Below are 18,151 nucleotides of genomic sequence, written 5' to 3' on the forward strand. Positions count from 1 at the left end.
CCCCGAGGTGCCCCGGGCAACTTAGTGTTGTCCCCATGCCCAACTACCGCTTCCTCGGCAACTCCGGCCTCAAGATCTCCGAGATCACCTACGGCAACTGGCTCACCCACGGCTCGCAGGTGGAGAACGACGTCGCCACCCAGTGCGTCCACGCCGCGCTCGACGCCGGCATCACCACGTTCGACACCGCGGACGTCTACGCGAACACCAAGGCCGAGCAGGTCCTCGGCGACGCCCTCAAGGGGCAGCGCCGCGAGTCGCTCGAGATCTTCACCAAGGTCTACTGGCCGACGGGCCCCGGCGGGGCCAACGACTCGGGCCTGTCGCGCAAGCACGTCATGGAGTCGATCAACGGCTCGCTGAAGCGCCTCGGCACCGACTACGTCGACCTCTACCAGGCGCACCGGTTCGACCAGTCGACCCCGCTCGAGGAGACGATGCAGGCGTTCGCCGACATCGTCCGCCAGGGCAAGGCCCTCTACATCGGCGTGAGCGAGTGGACCGCGGACCAGATCCGCGCGGGTCACGCCCTCTCGAAGGAGCTCGGCTTCCAGCTCATCTCCTCCCAGCCCCAGTACTCGATGCTGTGGCGCGTCATCGAGGACGAGGTCGTCCCGACCTCGCGCGAGCTGGGCCTGTCCCAGATCGTGTGGTCCCCCGTCGCCCAGGGCGTCCTGTCCGGCAAGTACCTGCCCGGCCAGCCCGCCCCCGCCGGGTCGCGAGCCACCGACGCGAACGGCTCGCGCTTCATCCAGCAGTTCATGACCGAGGACGTGCTCACGCGCGTCCAGCAGCTGGGGGCCGTCGCCGACGAGCTGGGCCTGACGCAGGCGCAGCTCGCGGTCGCGTGGGTCCTGCAGAACGACAACGTCGCGGCCGCCCTCATCGGCGCCTCGCGCCCCGAGCAGGTCGCCGAGAACGTCAAGGCGTCCGGCGTGGTCATCCCCGCCGAGCTCATGGCGAAGATCGACGAGATCCTCGGCGACGTCGTCGAGCGCGACGCCGGCAAGACGGCCGCGGGAGCCCCCGGGCCCCGCTGAGCTCGTGTCGCCGCCTCACCGACAGGCTGAGGTTCTGCTGACCGACGTCGACGACCCCGGGTGCTCACCGAGCGCCCGGGGTCGTCGACGTCCTGCGTTGGCCGGTTCGCGGTACTCCCTGGCCCCACACGACACCCTTCCCCGGCCTACCGTGGCCGGATGGCTTCCCCCTGCTTCCCGGCCCGCGTCGTCACGGCGACGCGCATCACGCCGCACATGGTCCGTGTCCACCTCGAGGTCGTCGGCGACTGGAGGTGGACGACCGACGGTCAGGGCGACGAGCGCATCGACCTCGCCTTCCCGTCCCCCGGTCAGACGGTCGCGGAGATCGACTTCTTCAACCAGGACGACTACGGGGTCGTGCCCGTCGAGGGCACCGAGCCGCCGTGGCGCCACTACACGGCCCGCCGGGTCCACGACGAGGGCCGCACGATCGTGATCGACCTCGCCGTGCACCCGGGCGGCCTCGCGTCAGACTGGGCCGAGCGCGCCGAGCCGGGTCACGTCCTGGGCGTGTTCGCGGGCGGCGAGTCGCGCAGCTACTACGACGCCCCGGCCGATGCCGAGTGGCGACTGCTCGTCGCCGACCCGACCGGTCTGCCCGGGCTCGGGCGCATCGTCGAGGAGCTCCCGCCGGGCGGCGTCGCGCACGCGATCGTGGAGGTGCCGACGCCCGAGGACCGCCAGGAGCTCGAGACCCGTGGCGACGTGACCTACACCTGGCTCGTGACCCCCCAGGGCGCGCGCCCGGGTGCGGCGCTCGTCGAGGCCGTGCGCGCCCTGCCCGTCCTGGAGACCCCCGGCTACGCGTGGGTCGCCTGCGAGAGCGCCGCGAGCCGCGACATCCGCCGCACGCTCCGGTCCGCGTGGGGCATGCCGCGCGACCGGCACCAGGTCGTCGGGTACTGGACCGCAGGGAAGGTCAACGTCCGCGCGGACCGTGACGCCGAGGACGCGCACGACCACGAGCACGACCACGCCGAGCCCGCGCACCAGCACTAGGCCCCGCCGGGGCGCCAAAGTGGCGGCCCGGCCGTCCGACTGCCCGACTGCCCGACGACGGAGCGCACCCGCGCGCCCCGGGTGCGCTCCGTCGTCGGGCTTCCCCCTCGGGGGAGGAACGTTCCCGACGACCGGTCGCGGACCGCGGCGAACGAGCCTAGGCAGCGTTGGGCTCGGGTTCGCCCGGTACCTCTCCCAGACCGTCCGTGCCACGCGTGCCGCGCGCACCCTCGACCGGCCCCGGGCCGACGGCCCCGTCCGCCGACGCGACGTCCTGCGTGAGGTGCGCGACGCCGTCGGACACCTCGACCGGGACGACCGCCGGGCGCAGGTGCGGCGCGAGCCACCGCGCGGCCACCTGGACGACGGGCCCCACGCCCAGCGCGTACAGGACCGTCGCCCACCCGAGCGTCCCGCCGAGCGCGAAGCCGATCGCGACCACGAGGACCTCGATCGCGGTCTTGACCCGGCGCACGGGCCAACCCGTGCGGGCGACGAGACCGGTCATGAGCCCGTCACGGGGGCCCGGGCCCAGGCGCGCCCCGAGGTACGCGGCGGTCGCGACGCCGTTGAGGGCCACGCCCGCGACCGCGAGCGCCACGCGTCCGGCCGTGGAGGGGTCGGGGGCGATGCGCTGAAGCAGCAGGAGGAACGGGTCGAGGGTCGCCCCGATCACGACGATGTTGGCGATCGTGCCGATGCCCGGGCGCTGGCGCAGCGGGATCCACAGCAGCATGACCACGACGCTCGACGCGACGACCACGACGCCGAGCGCGAGCCCGGAGCGCAGGGCCACACCCTGGTGGAAGACGTCCCACGGCATGGCACCCATGCCCGAGTGGATGAGCATGGCCATGGTCAGGGAGAAGCCGAACAGTCCGAGCGTGAGCTGGACGGTCCGGCGCAGGGGGCTGAAGTTCGTCGGCACTCCCCTACTGTGCACCCGCAGTGGACTGGTGATCCATAGCCAATTCGGGAAGAGTGGCCTCATGGCCACCTCGCTCGCCACGTCCCCCGGCGTCATCGCCCCGCCACATCCGCCCGTGCACCGCCGCCTGTCCGCCCCCGCGCTCGCGGCGCTCGTGACCGGCTGGCAGTCCGGCGGGCCCGCGTACGCCGCGCTCGCCGACGCCGTCCGCGGCGCGGTCCTGTCCGGCACGGTCGCCCCGAACACGCGGCTGCCGAGCGAGCGCGACCTCGCGGCGGCGCTCGGCGTCTCCCGGACGACCACGGCCGCCTCGTACGCGGCCCTGCGCGAGCGCGGGTTCGTCACGAGCCGCACGGGCGTCGGCACGGTCGCGGTCCTGCCCCGGCCCGCACGCCGCGCCCAGCCGCAGTGGTGCGGCGGCGACGCGCCCGTACCGGTGGGCGTCGAGCCACCCGAGGACCTCGTCGACCTGGGGCAGGCGGCCCCCGCCGCCCCGCCCCAGCTCCACGCGGCCTACGGTCGCGCGCTCGAAGCGCTCCCCGGCTACCTGTCGGGGCGCGGGTACGAGCCGCTCGGCCTCCAGCCCCTGCGCGAGGCCGTCGCACAGCGGCTCACCGAGCGCGGGACACCCACGACCCCGGACCAGGTCCTCGTGACCACGGGCGCGCAGCACGCGATCGCGACGGTCGCGCAGTCGCTGCTGGGGCCGCGGGACCGGGTCGTGGTCCAGTCCCCCACGTACGCGCACGGCATCGAGACGATGGTCGCGCGCGGGGCGCGCGTCGTCGGGTTCCCCGTGGGCGCAGGCCTGCCGGGCGACGGTCCCGGGTTCGACGTCGCGCTGTTCGAGTCGACGATCCGCGCGGCGACCCCGCGCCTGGCGTACCTCGTCCCCGACTTCCACAACCCGACGGGCTACAGCCTCACGTCCGACGAGCGTGCCGAGGTCCGACGGATCGCGCTGCGGCACCGGGTCACGGTGATCGGCGACGAGACGCTCACCGACATCGCGCTCGACGGCCCCGCGCCCGAGCCGCTCGCGGGCGACGGGTCCGCGACGAGCCACCTGCTCACCGTGGGGTCGGCGTCCAAGACGTTCTGGGGCGGCCTGCGCGTGGGCTGGGTCCGCGCGCACCCCGACGTCGTCGCGCACCTCGCGCGCGTCCGCGGCGCGAGCGACATCGCGACGTCGGTCCTCGAGCAGCTCGCGGTCGTCGAGCTGCTCGCCCGACGCGACGAGGTCCTCGCCGAGAGGCTCCCCCTGCTGCGCTCGCAGCGCGACCTCCTGCGCTCGGCGGTCACCGCCGCGATCCCGTCGTGGCACGTGACCGCGCCCGCCGGCGGGCTCTCGCTGTGGGTCGACCTGGGGCGCCCGCTCGCGCACGCCCTCGCCGCGGCCGCGGCGGTGCGGGGCCTCGTCGTCAACCCGGGCCCGTCCCTCACTCCCGACGGCGCCGCGACCTCCCGCGTCCGGCTCACCTTCGCGCCCGACGCCGAGGCGATCCGCCGGGCCGTCCCGCGGCTGGTGGCGGCCTGGGAGCACGTGACGGGCTAGCGGCCCCTCGGTCGCTCCACGGTCGCTCCTCGGTCGCTCCACGGTGCCGAGCATGCGGTTGACGTCGCGAATCGCCTCCTGCGCGACGACAACCGCATGCTCGACCAGCGGCAACCGCATGCTCGGTGGCGCGCCCGCCCGCGACGCGGAGGGTTGGCCGGACGCCTGCTGTCAGCGCGACTCGCTTGCCCGGTGCCCCACGAAACGACCGTCCACGAGCAGAGGCACCACGTCCGAGCCGTCGAGCTCCGCCGCGATCTCGACGTCCGCCCCGAACCCCTGGTCGGCGAGCTCGCGCCCGCTCACGCAGCGCCGGAGCCGGTGACGCAGCGCAGCGGGTCCGTCACGGCCGTCGGGCCCGACGCACGCCGAACGGAACGCCGTCGCCGCGACCTCCGCCTCGGGCGACAGGCCGTCGTCGTGACCCACGATCGCGGCGATGACCGCGCCTGCTCCCCAGAGGTCCTCGACCGCCGGGCGCAGCGATCCGTCCGGCCACCGTTCGCCACCTGCCACGACCGCGACGGCGTGTCCCGGATCCGCGCCGAGGTACCTCCTGACGTACGCGCCGACGGCCGCGGCGTTGCGCAGGCAGGCCGCGACCACGGCCCCACCGTCCTCGGCGAGCGAGAGCGAGATCGTCGACCCGTTGGGCGAGGGAAGCACCACCCGAGCGAGACCGGGGGCATCACGCAGGGACGCCGGGGACAGGCTCACGTCGCGCTCGGACCGGGCGCGCGCGAGCGTCGCCTGGTGCCGCGCGGCGTGGTCTGCGGCACGTTCGTCACGCCACGGGAAGGGAAAGACCTCGACACCACGGTCGACGGCGACGCTGACGGAGGTCGTGAACGACAGCACGTCGACCACGACGGCCAGGAACCCCGCGTCCCCGGGGGGAACAGCCCCGCGCAGGGCGCGTGCCCCTGTGAGCCCCCAGTCGAACCGGATGCGCGAGCTCCCCTGACCGAACACGTCGTCGTCCACGGTCCGCGAGTCTAGGCGGCCGCAGGCGGCTTCCCCGCAGCACGGCCCTGCCCTACGCCGTGCGCAGCTCCACGGTGGCCGTGGCCTGCGCGCCGTCGTTGAGCAGCCGTGCCGCGACCGCTCCCTGCGCGGCGAGCTCGCGCCACGTCTCGCCGAGCCACTGCTCGGCGTCGAACTGGTTGGTGAACGCCGGGCTCACGGGCGTCGTGAGCGGGCGCCCGTCCACGTCGTCGAGCTCCCACACCCACTGGGGTCGGATCATCGTGCGCCTCCGCCTCGGGTCCCCCGGGCCGTGTCGCGCACCAGGGACCGGTTGATGCTCGCGGCCCAGAACGGACCGTTGTAGATCATGCCGGTGTAACCCTGCACGAGGTCGGCGCCGGCCGCCAGGTAGGCGCGCGCGTCGTCGGCGGTCGAGATGCCGCCCACGCCGATGATCGTGACGTCGGGGCCGAGGCGGCCGCGGAGGCGGGCGACGACGTCGAGCCCTCGTTCGAGCAGCGGCGGACCCGAGAGCCCGCCCGGGCCCAGGTCGTGCCCGATCGTCGTGTTGACCGCGATGACGCCGTCGAGGCCGAGCTCGAGCGCGAGGTCCGCGACGGCGTCGACGTCCTCGTCCGCGAGGTCCGGCGCGATCTTGACGAGCAGCGGGATGCGCCGGACGCCGGCCGCGCGCGTGGCGTCGTCGGCGGCCTCGCGGACCGCCTGGAGGATGGGGCGCAGGGCCTCGGTCGACTGCAGGTCGCGCAGGCCCGGGGTGTTGGGCGAGGACACGTTGACGACGAGGTAGTCGGCGTGGGGGGCGAGGAGCGCGGCGCTCGTCGCGTAGTCGCCCGCGGCGTCCTGCGCCGGAGTGACCTTGGTCTTGCCGATGTTCGCGCCGATCATGATCGCGCGACCTGATGCAGACCTGCGCAGGGCCTCGAGGCGCTGGGCCGCGGCCGCCGCGCCCTCGTTGTTGAAGCCCATGCGGTTGCGGATGCCGCGCAGCGACAGCTCGCGCCACATGCGTGGCTTCTCGTTGCCGGGCTGGGCGTTCGCGGTCACGGTGCCGATCTCGATGAACGCGAAGCCCAGCATCGTGAGCCCGCGGATCGCCTTGGCGTTCTTGTCGAACCCGCCCGCGAGGCCGAACGGCGCGGGGAAGGTGCGCCCGAGCGCCTGCACGCTGCCGGGGCCGTTCGCGCCGCGGCCCAGGTACGGGGCTGCCGCGCCCTGGACGACGCCACCCACGACGGGTGCACGACCGGCGAGGGAGATGAGCGGGAACACCACCTCGTGCGCCTTCTCGGGGTCCATGTGCCGGAAGACGCCGTTGAAGAGGAGGGAGTACAGCCGGCTCATGCGGATTCCTTCGGTTCGGTGGTGGAGGTCCGGGGCGGGCGCGTGCGCCACAGCCAGGTGAGGCCCACGACCGGCAGGACCAGCGGCACGAACCCGTAGCCGATCCCGAAGTCGGACCACACCGTGGGCTTCGGGAACGCCGCCGGGTCGAGCAGCGACCAGGCGCCGACGGCGAGCACGCCCACGAGCTCGACCGTCACGGCGGTCCAGGCGACGGTCCGTGACGTCGCCGACCCGCGGGCGAGCGCGATCGTCGCGACGATGTAGACCACCGCGGCGAGCGCCGACAGCCCGTACGCGACGGGGGCCTCGTGCCAGTCGCGCAGGAGCTGGATCGAGGCGCGCGCGGTCGCGGAGATCGCGAAGATCCCGTAGACGAGGACCAGCACGCGCCCGAAGCCGCTGCCCGTCCTGCGGGGTGCGTCGTGGGCGCCCCGCGGATCGTGGGCGCTGGCGCCGTCTGGAGTGCCCGACGGCGGCACGCGGGTCGCGGGGTCGGGCGCGGTCTCGGGGTTCTCGGGGTGGGTCACGCCATCTCTCCTCAGGCGGTCCAGATCTGCCACAGCCGCCACTCGAGGAACGCGACGGTGATCGCGGCGACCGCGAGCACGACCGAGCTCCAGCGGGAGCGTTCGGCGAACGCCCACACGGCGGCGACGGGCAGGATGAACAGGGCGGTGATCAGGTAGCCCCAGAGCTTCACGGGGTCGCTCGCCGAGCTCCCCGTCGCGGCGAGGACGCCCGCGACGATCATCTGCAGGACGATCGCGCCCTCGATGACGGCACCGCCCCAGAGCTGCTTGAGGACGACGGCACGGTCGCGGGCGACGAACCACCCGGCCCAACCGGTGAGGGCCGCGCACAGCGCGACCACGAGGAGGACGAGGGGGAGGACCACGGGGCCGAGCCTACCGGCGTCCGGGCCGCGGGCAGGAATCGTCTGCGGCTCGCCGTACCGGTGGCCCCGCTCCGCGCAGCGGCTAGCATCGAGCCGTGGCTGAACTCACTCTCTCCAGCAAGAACCCGACCGGCGTGAAGGTGGACGCGCTCGTCGTCGGGACCCAGACGACATCGGACGGCGTGGCCGTCGTGGGGGACGACCTCCCCCGCGAGGTGGTCGCCGAGCTCGAGTCCCTCGCGCCCGCGCTGGGCATCACCGGTGCGCGCGACGAGGTGCGCACGGTGCCCGCGGGCTCGCACCTCAAGGCCGGCGTCCTGGTCCTGACGGGACTCGGCGCTCGTGACGAGTCGGGCACGTTCGCGGCCGAGACGCTGCGGCGTGCGGCCGGTGCCGCGGTGCGCGAGCTCAAGGGTGCCGTGTCCGTCGCGGTGGCCCTGCCCGCCAAGGACGAGGCCGAGGTCGCCGCGATCGCCGAGGGCGCGCTGCTCGGCGCGTACTCGTTCACGCGCTACCGGGACGGGGCGGGCGCGACCAAGCCTGGCGGTACCGTCTCGACCATCGAGGTCCTCACCTCGCTCGCCCGCGGGGCCAAGGCGAAGGCCGCGGTCGAGCGTGCCGCGACGATCGCCGCCGCGGTCCACGCGACGCGCGACCTGGTCAACACCGCCCCGAACGACCTGTTCCCCGCGGCCTTCGCCGACATCGCCAAGGCCGCCGCGAAGGGCACGGGCGTCAAGGTCACGGTCCTCGACGAGAAGGCTCTCGCGGCCGGCGGCTACGGCGGCATCCTCGCGGTCGGCCAGGGTTCCTCGCGCGGCCCGCGGCTCGTCAAGGTGTCCTACTCGCCCTCGCGCCCGCACGCCAAGGTCGCGCTGGTCGGCAAGGGCATCACGTTCGACTCGGGCGGCATCTCGATCAAGCCCGCCAAGGGCATGGAGGCCATGAAGTCCGACATGGCCGGCGCCGCCGCCGTCCTGCACACGGTGCTCGCGGCCTCGAGGCTCGGCCTGCCCGTCGCGGTGACCGGCTGGCTCTGCCTCGCCGAGAACATGCCGTCGGGGACGGCGCAGCGCCCTTCGGACGTCATCACGATCCGTGGCGGCAAGACCGTCGAGGTCCTCAACACCGACGCGGAGGGTCGCCTCGTCATGGCCGACGGCCTGGTCGCGGCGATCGAGGAGAAGCCTGACGTCGTGCTCGACGTCGCGACGCTCACGGGCGCGCAGATGGTCGCGCTCGGCACGCGCGTCTCGGCCGTCATGGGGTCCGACGACGTCCGTGGCGAGGTCGTCGCGGCGGCCGAGGCGGCGGGCGAGCAGTTCTGGCCCATGCCCCTGCCCGAGGAGCTCGCCGCGTCGATGAAGTCGAAGGTCGCGGACATCGCGAACATCGGCGACCGTTTCGGCGGGATGCTCGTCGCAGGTCTGTTCCTGCAGGAGTTCGTCGGCACCACGCCGTGGGCACACCTCGACATCGCGGGCCCCTCGTTCAACGAGGGCTCGGCGTTCGGCTACACGCCCGTCGGTGGCACGGGCGTCGCGGTCCGCACGCTCGTCGAGCTGCTCGAGGCGCGCGCCACGAAGAAGTAGTCGTCGGCCGCTGCGCCCGTCACGGGCCGTCGCAGCGGCGGGAGCGAGCACGACAGGACGGGCGCGACCGTCGAGGTCGTGCCCGTCCGTCGTTCCGGTCTGCCTCGGATCCGGACCAGGTGCCGGTGTCCTCGGTCGGGGCTTCTGCGACCGGTCGAGGAGTCGAGATGCGGCCGTCCGGGGTCAAGGAGGGACTTCGACCCCCGTCGGCCGCATCTCGTCCGCCGGGAGCAGCGGCCGCCACCCGGCGCAGCACGCATCCGAGGCGGGGTCAGCGCCTGCGCTGCCTGGAGTTCCAGTCGCGCATGCGCTGGGGGTAGCCCGTGAAGTTCACGTCGTAGACGGGGAGCTCGAGCTGTTCGGCGAGCTTGCGCGCCGCCTTGGCGTCGGGGACCCGGCGCCTCGTCCACTCCCCCGTGGTCGCGATGAGCATGAGCGTGGTGGGGGTGTCGTTCGTCGGCGGCTCGATGTACGCCTCGACACCCACGCGGGTGCGCGCGAACTCGGCGAGGTGCTCGACGGTCGCGCGACGCTGGTCCGCGCTCGACGGGGCACCGGCGGGCGCACCCGCTCCGTTCGCGGGCTTGCGGGAGAAGAGCTGCGACAGCCTGGACATGGAGGAAGGGTACTTGGTCGGCCTGGAGCGTTCCTGGGATCGGGCTCGGCCTCCCCTGTGGGCTGGCGCGACAGGATCGCCCACCGGCCGGGCGACGCACGGACGACGGGCACCACGACGTGCCCGGCGTGGCTGTCTTGAGCATCACACGCAAGAGTGTGCGTTCCGATTGGGGTACGGCTGACCGAAGTGCCAAGATGTCACGAGAACTTTGCTCTCCCTCTTTTCGTATGCCTAAGGAGCTGCACGTGGCCGAGACCGGCACACCTTTCGACGTCCTCGTCCTGGGCGGAGGCAGCGGCGGCTATGCCACCGCGCTGCGTGCCGCCGAGCTCGGCCTGAACGTCGCCCTCGTCGAAGCGCACAAGCTGGGTGGGACCTGCCTGCACAACGGCTGCATCCCCACGAAGGCTCTGCTGCATGCCGCCGAGCTCGCAGACAACGCCCGTGAGGGCAGCGCGTACGGCGTCCTGAGCCAGCTGCAGGGCATCGACATGAACGGCGTGAACGCGTACAAGGACGGCGTCATCGCCGGGCTGTACAAGGGCCTGCAGGGCCTCATCAAGTCCCGCAAGATCACGGTGATCGAAGGCCACGGCACGCTCGTCGCCGCGGACACGGTCGAGGTCGCGGGCCAGCGCTACACGGGCAAGAACGTCGTGCTCGCCACGGGCTCCTACGCCCGCTCGCTCCCCGGTCTGGAGATCGGCGGCCGCGTCATCACGTCCGACCAGGCACTGACGCTGGACTACGTGCCCCAGAGCGCGATCGTCCTGGGCGGCGGCGTGATCGGTGTCGAGTTCGCGAGCGTCTGGAAGTCGTTCGGCGCCGACGTGCAGATCATCGAGGCACTCCCGCACCTCGTGCCCAACGAGGACGAGTCGCTGTCCAAGGCTCTCGAGCGCGCGTTCCGCAAGCGCGGCATCGGCTTCACGCTGGGCGACCGCTTCTCGGGCGTCACGCAGGACGACTCGGGCGTGCACGTGACCCTCGAGTCCGGCAAGACGTTCGACGCCGACCTCCTGCTGGTCGCCGTCGGCCGCGGCCCCCGCACAGCCGACCTGGGCTTCGAGGCCCAGGGCATCACCATGGACCGTGGCTTCGTGATCGTCGACGAGCGCCTGCACACGGGCGTCGGCAACATCTACGCTGCCGGTGACATCGTCCCCGGGCTCCAGCTCGCGCACCGCGGCTTCGCCCAGGGCATCTTCGTCGCCGAGCAGATCGCGGGCCTGGACCCGACCCCGATCGTCGAGTCGGGCATCCCCCGCGTGACGTACTGCGAGCCCGAGGTCGCCTCGGTCGGCCTGACCGAGGCCAAGGCCAAGGAGCTCCACGGCGCCGACGGCGTCGAGACGCTCGAGTACAACCTTGCCGGCAACGGCAAGAGCAAGATCCTCGGGACCACGGGCTTCGTCAAGCTCGTCCGACAGAAGGACGGCCCCGTCGTCGGCGTGCACATGGTCGGCGCCCGCGTCGGCGAGCTCATCGGCGAGGGCCAGCTCATCGTGAACTGGGAGGCGTACCCCGAGGACGTCGCCGCCCTGGTCCACGCGCACCCCACGCAGAACGAGGCTCTCGGAGAGGCCCACCTGGCCCTCGCCGGCAAGCCGCTGCACGCCCACAACTGACCCAACGATCGAAGGAGACCCGAGAGGTCATGTCTGACAACGTGCAGATGCCCGCACTGGGCGAGTCCGTCACCGAGGGAACCGTCACCCGCTGGCTCAAGGCCGTCGGTGAGAGCGTCGAGATCGACGAGCCCTTGCTCGAGGTCTCGACCGACAAGGTCGACACCGAGATCCCCTCGCCGTTCGCCGGCGTGCTCGAGCAGATCCTCGTCCAGGAGGACGAGACCGTCGAGGTCGGCACCGACCTCGCCGTGATCGGTTCCGGCGCGGGCGCAGCCCCGGCCGCTGCCGAGGCCCCGGCCGCTCCCGCCACCGAGGCCCCCGCCCCGGCCGCCGAGCCCGCCCCCGCGGCGGAGCCGGCACCGGCCCCCGCTGCTGAGGCTCCGGCCGCAGCGCCCGCTCCCGCTGCCGAGGCGCCCGCCGCCTCGGGTGGCGAGGAGATCAAGCTCCCGGCGCTCGGCGAGTCCGTGACCGAGGGCACCGTGACCCGCTGGCTCAAGGCCGTCGGCGAGACCGTCGAGGTCGACGAGCCCCTGCTCGAGGTCTCGACCGACAAGGTCGACACCGAGGTCCCCTCCCCCGTGGCGGGCACCGTCCAGCAGATCCTCGTCCAGGAGGACGAGACCGTCGAGGTCGGCACCGTCCTCGCGATCGTCGGCTCGGGTGCAGCAGCACCGGCTCCGGCCGCCGCCGCACCGGCCCCCGAGGCAGCTCCGGCTCCGGCTCCGGCTCCGGCTCCCGAGGCAGCTCCGGCTCCCGAGGCGGCTCCGGCCGCACCGGCACCGGCTCCGGCAGCAGCACCTGCTCCCGCTCCCGCTCCGGCAGCCGAGGCGCCCGCCGCTCCTGCGGCCCCCGCGTCGCGCGCCACCTCGGGCGCGACCGGTGGCTCCTACCTGACCCCGCTCGTGCGCAAGCTCGCCGCGGAGAAGGGTGTCGACGTCGCGTCCCTCACGGGCACGGGCGTCGGTGGCCGTATCCGCAAGGAGGACGTCCTCGAGGCGGCCGCCAAGGCGGAGGCTGCCAAGGCGGCTCCGGCGCCTGCCGCTGCTGCGCCGTCGGGCTCCGCGCCCAAGGCCGCCAGCGTCCCGGCCGTCTCGCCGCTGCGCGGGACCACCGAGAAGATGTCGCGCCTGCGCAAGCTCGTCGCGACGCGCATGGTCGAGGCCCTGCAGACGCAGGCCCAGCTCACGACGGTGGTCGAGGTCGACGTGACCAAGGTCGCCAAGCTGCGCGCCAAGGCCAAGAACGACTTCAAGGCTCGCGAGGGTGCCAACCTCACGTTCCTGCCGTTCTTCACGCTCGCCGCGGTCGAGGCCCTCAAGGCCTACCCGAAGATCAACGCGAGCATCGACGGCGACTCGGTCGTCTACCACCCGCAGGAGAACGTCGGGATCGCGGTCGACACGGAGCGCGGCCTGGTCGTGCCGGTCATCAAGGACGCCGGTGACCTCAACCTCGCCGGGATCGCCCGCAAGATCGCCGACCTCGCCGGCCGCACCCGCGTCAACAAGATCGGGCCGGACGAGCTGGGCGGCGCGACGTTCACCATCACGAACACCGGTTCCGGTGGCGCGCTGATCGACACGCCGATCGTCCCCGGTGGCCAGGTCGCCATCCTGGGCACGGGCACGATCGTCAAGCGTCCGGTCGTCGTGACCGACGCGGACGGCAACGAGTCGATCGCGATCCGTTCGATGAGCTACATCTTCCTGTCGTACGACCACCGCCTGGTCGACGGCGCGGATGCAGCCCGCTTCCTGGGTGCGATCAAGAACCGCATCGAGGAGGGCGCCTTCGAGTCCGAGGTCGGTCTCTGACTCTCGGAGCTCGCTGAGCCCCACCACGCCGCAGGCCCCTCGCCCCTTCCGGGCGGGGGGCCTGCGGCGTCTCCCGGGCGCGCGGGCGCGACCCGCGAGGACGGTTCGCCGCGGGCGGCGCGCGTCGCCCGTCGGGGCCGTACCGTGGTCGCATGGACATCGTCGTGGCCGGGTCGCACGGTCTCATCGGTACGGAGCTGCTCGAACGGCTGCGCGAGCGCGGGGACACCGTGCGGCGCCTGGTGCGCAGACCTCCGCAGACCGCGCACGAGCACTTCTGGGACCCCGACGAGGACGCCCTGGACCCCCGCGCGCTCGAAGGCGCGGACGCGGTCGTCAACTTCGCGGGCGCCGGGGTCGGCGACCACCGCTGGACGACCGAGTACAAGCGCACGATCCTCGAGTCCCGCACGCGCACCACCGGGCTGCTCGCCCGCACGCTCGCCCACGTCGACGCTCCCCCGCCGGTCTTCCTCCAGGGCACGGCGGTGGGCTACTACGGCGACCGGGGCGCCGAGGTGCTGACCGAGACGTCGGGACCGGGCACCGGTTTCCTCGCGCGCGTCGTCACCGAGTGGGAGGCCGCGACGCGCCCTGCCCAGGACGCGGGGGTGCGGGTCGCGCACCTGCGCACGGGCATCGTCATGACCCCCGACGGCGGAGCGCTGGCCCGCATGCTCCCTCTCCTGAGGATGGGTGTGGGCGGCAGGCTCGGCAACGGTCGCCAGTACTGGAGCTGGATCACGCTGCGGGACCACGTCTCGGCCGTGCTGCACCTGCTCGAGTCCGACGTGCACGGCCCGGTGAACCTCGTGGGCCCTGCTCCCGCCACGAACGCCGAGGTCACCCGGGCGCTGGCCGCGGCCCTGCACCGCCCGGCCGCCCTGGCCGTCCCGTCGGTCGCCCTCAAGGTCGCGCTCGGGGAGTTCGCGTCCGACATCCTCGGGTCGCAGCGCGCCCTGCCGCGGGTCCTGGAGGCCAGCGGCTTCGCGTTCGAGCACCCTGACCTGGAGGCGGCGGCCGAGTGGGTCGCCGGTCGCTGAGCAGTCCGACCAGCCGTCAGGCCTGGACCGCGGTCACGCCACGCCGCTCACCCGCCACCCGTCGTCGGTCCAGCGCAACGTGAGGCGTGCCGTGGAGGCTCTCGTCGCCGCGACCGTCGTGGCCGAGCCGTCGGCCGCCCTCTGGGTGTGCTCGGAGACCGAGTACCTGACCTCGACCTGGGTCTCGGTCCCAGGTAGCGGCACCGCTCCGGTCCCGGTGCCCGTCGGAGGACCGTCTCCACCCGGCACGACCAGGTGCGCCTCCACGTCCGAGGCCCGTGCCCCCTCGATCGTGACACCGGACGCGGCGATCGTGTCCAGGAGTTCGGCGTCCACGGCCTCGGCGGGGGAACCGGGGGCCAGCACCTCCCCCGGCTCGCGCTCCCCCGTGAGCAGCTCGATGCGGCGCTCCGTGAGCTCGACAGCCGCGGCGGCAGGGTCCTGCGCCTGCGAGGTCGGGTCGGGCGGCACGGCACCGGCGGCCTCGTGCGCGCCGTCGTGCTCGACGGCGCGCCGGGTGGCCGACGGGTCGGCGCCCGCGAGGTGCGAGCGCACGAGCATCCCGCCCGTGACGAGCGCCGAGCACACGACCAGGACGAGGCCTGCGAGAAGCGCGGGGTGGGGCCGTGCCCCGGAGGCCGAGCGACGCCGTCGGGCACCGTGCTCGCGCCGTCGCAGCGCCCTCTGCCCGCCCGCACCGGGATGCGTGCCGGCAGGCGGCACGCCCCGTCCTGGCCTCCGCGGCGACCGGACCACGGTGTCGTCGCTCGATACGTCCCGCCCGGCCGAGGGCTCCCGCCGGGACGGCGCGGGCGCCGGGCGGGCGGCGATGGCCGCCGCGGCCAGCCGGGCGCCGTCGGGCATCGCGATCGGTGTCGGGGGTGAGGCCTCGTAGCAGAGGGCCGCGAAAGTCCCCACCTCGGGGCGGGTGCGGGGATCCGCACGCCGCGCCGTGGCGAGCTCGGCGTGCAGTGCCGCGAGGGACGGGTCGGGCGTCTCGGGGGCGGCCTCGCCCGGCACCGGTGCACCCGCAGGGGGTGGGAGGACGCCCACGACGAGCTCGGCGAGCGACCTGACGTCGTCGGGCGCAGGCAGGGCGCACAGCTCGAGCGGTGCCCGCAGGACCGCCCGGCCCTCGGCGTCCACCAGGACGTCCGTCTCCGCGACGCCTCCGTAGGACAGCCCCGACGCGTGCAGCGCGGCGAGCGCCTGCGCCAGGGGCACGAGCAGCGTCACGGCCTCGCCCGCCTCGAGGGGGCCGCGGCAGGCCAGCAGCAGCCGTAGGCCCCCTCCCGGCGGCCTCCGGGAGATGAGCACGAGCACGCCCTCGCCCCCCTCGACGATCTCCTCGACGGGGACGAGGTGCTCGTGGTCGAGCAGGCGCAGGGCGTCGAGCCGCTCGACGAGCAGGTCCCTCGCCGCCGGATCGGCGGGCACCCTCACCAGAGAGACGTCGTGGTAGCGCCCCGAACCGTCGGAGGCGACCCAGCGACGTGGCCCCAGCGTGCCGGGGTCCGGCCTTTCCCCCTGCTCGACGACGCCCCAGCCTCGGCGCGCCAGGAGGTCCGTCACCGCAGGAGGGGGTGCCGACGGGTCGTCCCGGTCCCGGACGCCCGCGCGGGGGGCCCAGGGCACGCGGGGAGGGCGAGCGCTCGACATGGCTCCCATCCCAGCAGAGCCAGGCCACGCAGGGCGGGTTGTCCACAGGCCGACGCCGCGGCGCTCCGCCCGTGCGCGACCGCACCCGCTCCTGCGCGCCGGCGCCCGTCAGACCTCGATCCGCCGCCCGGTCCGCGCGCTGTCCCGCGCCACGTCCAGGACGTGCGCGGTCTGCACCGCGTCGGCGGGGTCGACGGGCACCGGACCACCATCGATCCAGGCGGCCACGGCACGGTAGAAGTCGGCGTGCCCGCCCGGGGCGCGCGGCACGGGCACGCGCTCGCGCCCGCGGGTGACCCACCCCTCGGTCCCGGCGGGCCCCGCCTCGTCGAAGACCTCGAAGGGCGACGCGTCGTTCTCGAACGTCGTCACGACGTAGGCCCCGGCGTCGCCGAGCACCCGCGTGCGGGGTCCTGGCGCGCCCACGACCGAGGCCGCCCAGAGCCGGCTGACCACCTCGTGCCCGTCCGACGGCGCGTGGTGGAGCGTCAGGAAGACGTCGTCCTCGGTCGGGGTCGTCAGGGCGCGCAGCTCGGCATACACCGAACGGACCGGGCCGAAGAGCTGGGTGGCCGAGTCGACGAGGTGCGGGCCGAGGTCGAGCAGGAGCCCGCCGCCCACCGGGTCGTTCTCCTTCCACCGCTGCTGCGGCACGGGACGCCACCGCTCCCACCGGCGTTCGAACGTGTGCACGCGACCCAGGTCGCCCGCCGCGAGCACCGACCGCAGGGTCAGCTGCTCGGGGTCCCAGCGCCTGTTCTGGAAGACCGTGAAGGGGGTCCCCGTGGCGGCTGCCGTCGCGACGACCTCGGCGGCCTGCGCCCCGTCGAGCGCGATCGGCTTGTCCAGCACGAACGGGACGCCCGCCGCGGAGACCTGGGCCGCGTGCTCGGCGTGCAGCGCCGACGGGCTCGCGATCACCACGACGTCGTAGGTCCCGCGCTCACCGAGGAGCCCGGCCAGGTCGTCGTGGAGCCGCACCCCGGGCCAGTCCTCCTCGGCCGCGGCACGACGTCCGGGGTCCCGGGCGACGACCGCGGTCACGACGAGCCCGGCCTCCCTGGCGAGCCGGGCGTGGATGCCGCGGCCAGCACCGCCGTACCCGACCAGACCGACCCGCGTCCGCCGACTACCGGGAAAACGGTCCTGCGCAGTAGTTGCACTCATGGCGCCCAATCTAGCCGCCGTCCCGGAGCACTCCCGAAGACTGGCAGAATGTACCGAATTCTCCTGGAACTGTCGTTCTCGGCACCTGTCCGAGTTCGGGAAGGTCGTCCGTTGAGCACCCAGAGCAAGAGCTCGAAGAGCACGAGGAGCGCGCGCATGCGCCGCGTGCTCCGCATCACCCTCATCGCCCTCGCGTTGGGGATCGTCATCGCCAACGCGGTGGACCAGCCGACGATCGAGGCGAACGAGGCCCCCACGACCGGCACGGCCCGCGCCGCCCTCGAGACGCTCGAGGTCAAGGGGATCGCGGCCGCGACCGGCTACGAACGGGAGAACTTCGGCTCCGCCTGGGCCGACGTGGACGCCAACGGGTGCGACACCCGCAACGACATCCTCGCCCGCGACCTCACCGACCTCACGTACTCGACGCGCGACAAGGGGTGCGAGGTTCGCACGGGTACCTTCGACGACCCCTACACGGGCGCGACGATCAGCTTCGTCCGGGGCAACAAGACGAGCTCGGCCGTCCAGATCGACCACGTCATCCCGCTCATGGACGCGTGGCGCAAGGGCGCCCAGTCGTGGGACGACGAGACCCGCCTGCGCTTCGCGAACGACCCCCTCAACCTGCTCGCCTCCGACGGCTCGGCCAACCAGTCCAAAGGCGCGCGCGACGCGTCGGCCTGGCTCCCGCCCAACCACGCGTTCCGGTGCACGTACATCGCGCGTCAGATCGCGGTGAAGGCCTCGTACGAGCTGTGGGTCACCCCGTCGGAGCACGACGCGATGGCCGCCGTGCTCGACGGCTGCCCGTCCGAGCCGCTGCCCACAGGGTCCTGACGGACCTCACCGACCGAAGGTCCGGGACCGGAGCG

Annotated in this window: 17 protein-coding genes; 8 read left to right on the forward strand and 9 right to left on the reverse strand. The window is 73.7% G+C overall.

Annotation, left to right across the window (positions count from 1 at the left end; translation table 11 throughout):
* Positions 1 to 35: 35 nt before the first annotated feature.
* Both ACZDYF_RS07660 and ACZDYF_RS07665 read left to right on the forward strand, forming a co-directional pair.
* On the forward strand, positions 36 to 1,040 hold the full coding sequence (locus tag ACZDYF_RS07660; RefSeq protein WP_191789096.1) for an aldo/keto reductase family protein: 1,005 nt from the start codon (positions 36 to 38) through the stop codon (positions 1,038 to 1,040).
* Between the two features lie 159 nt (positions 1,041 to 1,199).
* Positions 1,200 to 2,042 (forward strand): siderophore-interacting protein, encoded by an 843-nt coding sequence (locus ACZDYF_RS07665; RefSeq protein WP_475055172.1) that lies wholly within the window; start codon positions 1,200 to 1,202, stop codon positions 2,040 to 2,042.
* A gap of 157 nt (positions 2,043 to 2,199) precedes the next feature.
* On the opposite strand, the gene yczE is transcribed toward ACZDYF_RS07665, so the two are convergent.
* On the reverse strand, positions 2,200 to 2,970 hold the full coding sequence (yczE, locus tag ACZDYF_RS07670; protein ID WP_475055174.1) for a membrane protein YczE: 771 nt from the start codon (positions 2,968 to 2,970) through the stop codon (positions 2,200 to 2,202).
* A 61-nt stretch (positions 2,971 to 3,031) separates the two neighbouring features.
* Between yczE and yczR the strand changes: the two genes are divergently transcribed.
* Positions 3,032 to 4,525 carry a MocR-like transcription factor YczR gene (gene yczR, locus ACZDYF_RS07675; protein WP_475055177.1) on the forward strand — a complete coding sequence of 498 codons (1,494 nt, stop codon included), beginning with the start codon at positions 3,032 to 3,034 and terminating at the stop codon, positions 4,523 to 4,525.
* A 171-nt stretch (positions 4,526 to 4,696) separates the two neighbouring features.
* On the opposite strand, the gene ACZDYF_RS07680 is transcribed toward yczR, so the two are convergent.
* The 5 genes from ACZDYF_RS07680 to ACZDYF_RS07700 are packed head-to-tail and all read right to left on the reverse strand — an operon-like array spanning position 4,697 to position 7,751.
* The gene (locus ACZDYF_RS07680; RefSeq protein WP_475055178.1) at positions 4,697 to 5,509 is read right to left on the reverse strand and encodes a 2-phosphosulfolactate phosphatase; all 813 of its coding nucleotides are present in this window, start codon (positions 5,507 to 5,509) and stop codon (positions 4,697 to 4,699) included.
* 52 nt (positions 5,510 to 5,561) lie between these two features.
* Positions 5,562 to 5,771 carry a hypothetical protein gene (locus tag ACZDYF_RS07685; protein ID WP_191789092.1) on the reverse strand — a complete coding sequence of 70 codons (210 nt, stop codon included), beginning with the start codon at positions 5,769 to 5,771 and terminating at the stop codon, positions 5,562 to 5,564.
* On the reverse strand, positions 5,768 to 6,853 hold the full coding sequence (locus ACZDYF_RS07690) for a quinone-dependent dihydroorotate dehydrogenase (RefSeq protein WP_475055184.1): 1,086 nt from the start codon (positions 6,851 to 6,853) through the stop codon (positions 5,768 to 5,770). Before ACZDYF_RS07690 ends, ACZDYF_RS07685 begins: the two co-directional genes overlap by 4 nt.
* Positions 6,850 to 7,383, reverse strand: coding sequence for a hypothetical protein (locus ACZDYF_RS07695; protein ID WP_475055187.1), 534 nt, complete (start codon positions 7,381 to 7,383; stop codon positions 6,850 to 6,852). The genes ACZDYF_RS07690 and ACZDYF_RS07695 overlap by 4 nt, the downstream gene beginning before the upstream one ends.
* Positions 7,384 to 7,394: 11 nt before the next feature.
* Positions 7,395 to 7,751 (reverse strand): hypothetical protein, encoded by a 357-nt coding sequence (locus ACZDYF_RS07700; protein ID WP_030153088.1) that lies wholly within the window; start codon positions 7,749 to 7,751, stop codon positions 7,395 to 7,397.
* 95 nt (positions 7,752 to 7,846) lie between these two features.
* On the opposite strand from ACZDYF_RS07700, the gene ACZDYF_RS07705 reads away from it, so the two are divergent.
* Positions 7,847 to 9,343, forward strand: a complete 1,497-nt coding sequence (locus ACZDYF_RS07705; RefSeq protein WP_475055192.1) for a leucyl aminopeptidase — start codon at positions 7,847 to 7,849, stop codon at positions 9,341 to 9,343.
* A gap of 271 nt (positions 9,344 to 9,614) precedes the next feature.
* Here the strand turns inward: ACZDYF_RS07705 and ACZDYF_RS07710 are convergent, their stop codons facing one another.
* On the reverse strand, positions 9,615 to 9,959 hold the full coding sequence (locus ACZDYF_RS07710; protein WP_191789089.1) for an oxidoreductase: 345 nt from the start codon (positions 9,957 to 9,959) through the stop codon (positions 9,615 to 9,617).
* 230 nt (positions 9,960 to 10,189) lie between these two features.
* On the opposite strand from ACZDYF_RS07710, the gene lpdA reads away from it, so the two are divergent.
* The 3 genes from lpdA (at position 10,190) to ACZDYF_RS07725 (ending at position 14,450) form a co-directional block, all read left to right on the forward strand.
* On the forward strand, positions 10,190 to 11,590 hold the full coding sequence (gene lpdA / locus ACZDYF_RS07715; protein WP_475055198.1) for a dihydrolipoyl dehydrogenase: 1,401 nt from the start codon (positions 10,190 to 10,192) through the stop codon (positions 11,588 to 11,590).
* A 29-nt stretch (positions 11,591 to 11,619) separates the two neighbouring features.
* On the forward strand, positions 11,620 to 13,407 hold the full coding sequence (gene sucB / locus ACZDYF_RS07720; protein ID WP_475055200.1) for a 2-oxoglutarate dehydrogenase, E2 component, dihydrolipoamide succinyltransferase: 1,788 nt from the start codon (positions 11,620 to 11,622) through the stop codon (positions 13,405 to 13,407).
* A 152-nt stretch (positions 13,408 to 13,559) separates the two neighbouring features.
* Positions 13,560 to 14,450 (forward strand): TIGR01777 family oxidoreductase, encoded by an 891-nt coding sequence (locus ACZDYF_RS07725; RefSeq protein ID WP_475055202.1) that lies wholly within the window; start codon positions 13,560 to 13,562, stop codon positions 14,448 to 14,450.
* A 33-nt stretch (positions 14,451 to 14,483) separates the two neighbouring features.
* Here ACZDYF_RS07725 and ACZDYF_RS07730 read toward each other — a convergent pair whose 3' ends face one another.
* Together ACZDYF_RS07730 and ACZDYF_RS07735 are read right to left on the reverse strand one after the other, a co-directional pair.
* Complete coding sequence (locus ACZDYF_RS07730; RefSeq protein WP_475055204.1) at positions 14,484 to 16,022, reverse strand: hypothetical protein; 1,539 nt, start codon at positions 16,020 to 16,022, stop codon at positions 14,484 to 14,486.
* A gap of 195 nt (positions 16,023 to 16,217) precedes the next feature.
* Entirely contained in the window at positions 16,218 to 17,276 is a 1,059-nt protein-coding gene (locus ACZDYF_RS07735) for a Gfo/Idh/MocA family protein (protein ID WP_475055207.1), read from the reverse strand.
* Positions 17,277 to 17,432: 156 nt separating this feature from the next.
* Here ACZDYF_RS07735 and ACZDYF_RS07740 point away from each other — a divergent pair, with 156 nt between their 5' ends.
* A complete protein-coding gene (locus ACZDYF_RS07740) occupies positions 17,433 to 18,116 on the forward strand; it encodes an HNH endonuclease family protein (protein WP_239527396.1) in 684 nt (227 codons plus the stop codon).
* Positions 18,117 to 18,151 lie beyond the last annotated feature (35 nt).

It is taken from the genome of Oerskovia sp. PE-21s, from assembly GCF_056158145.1.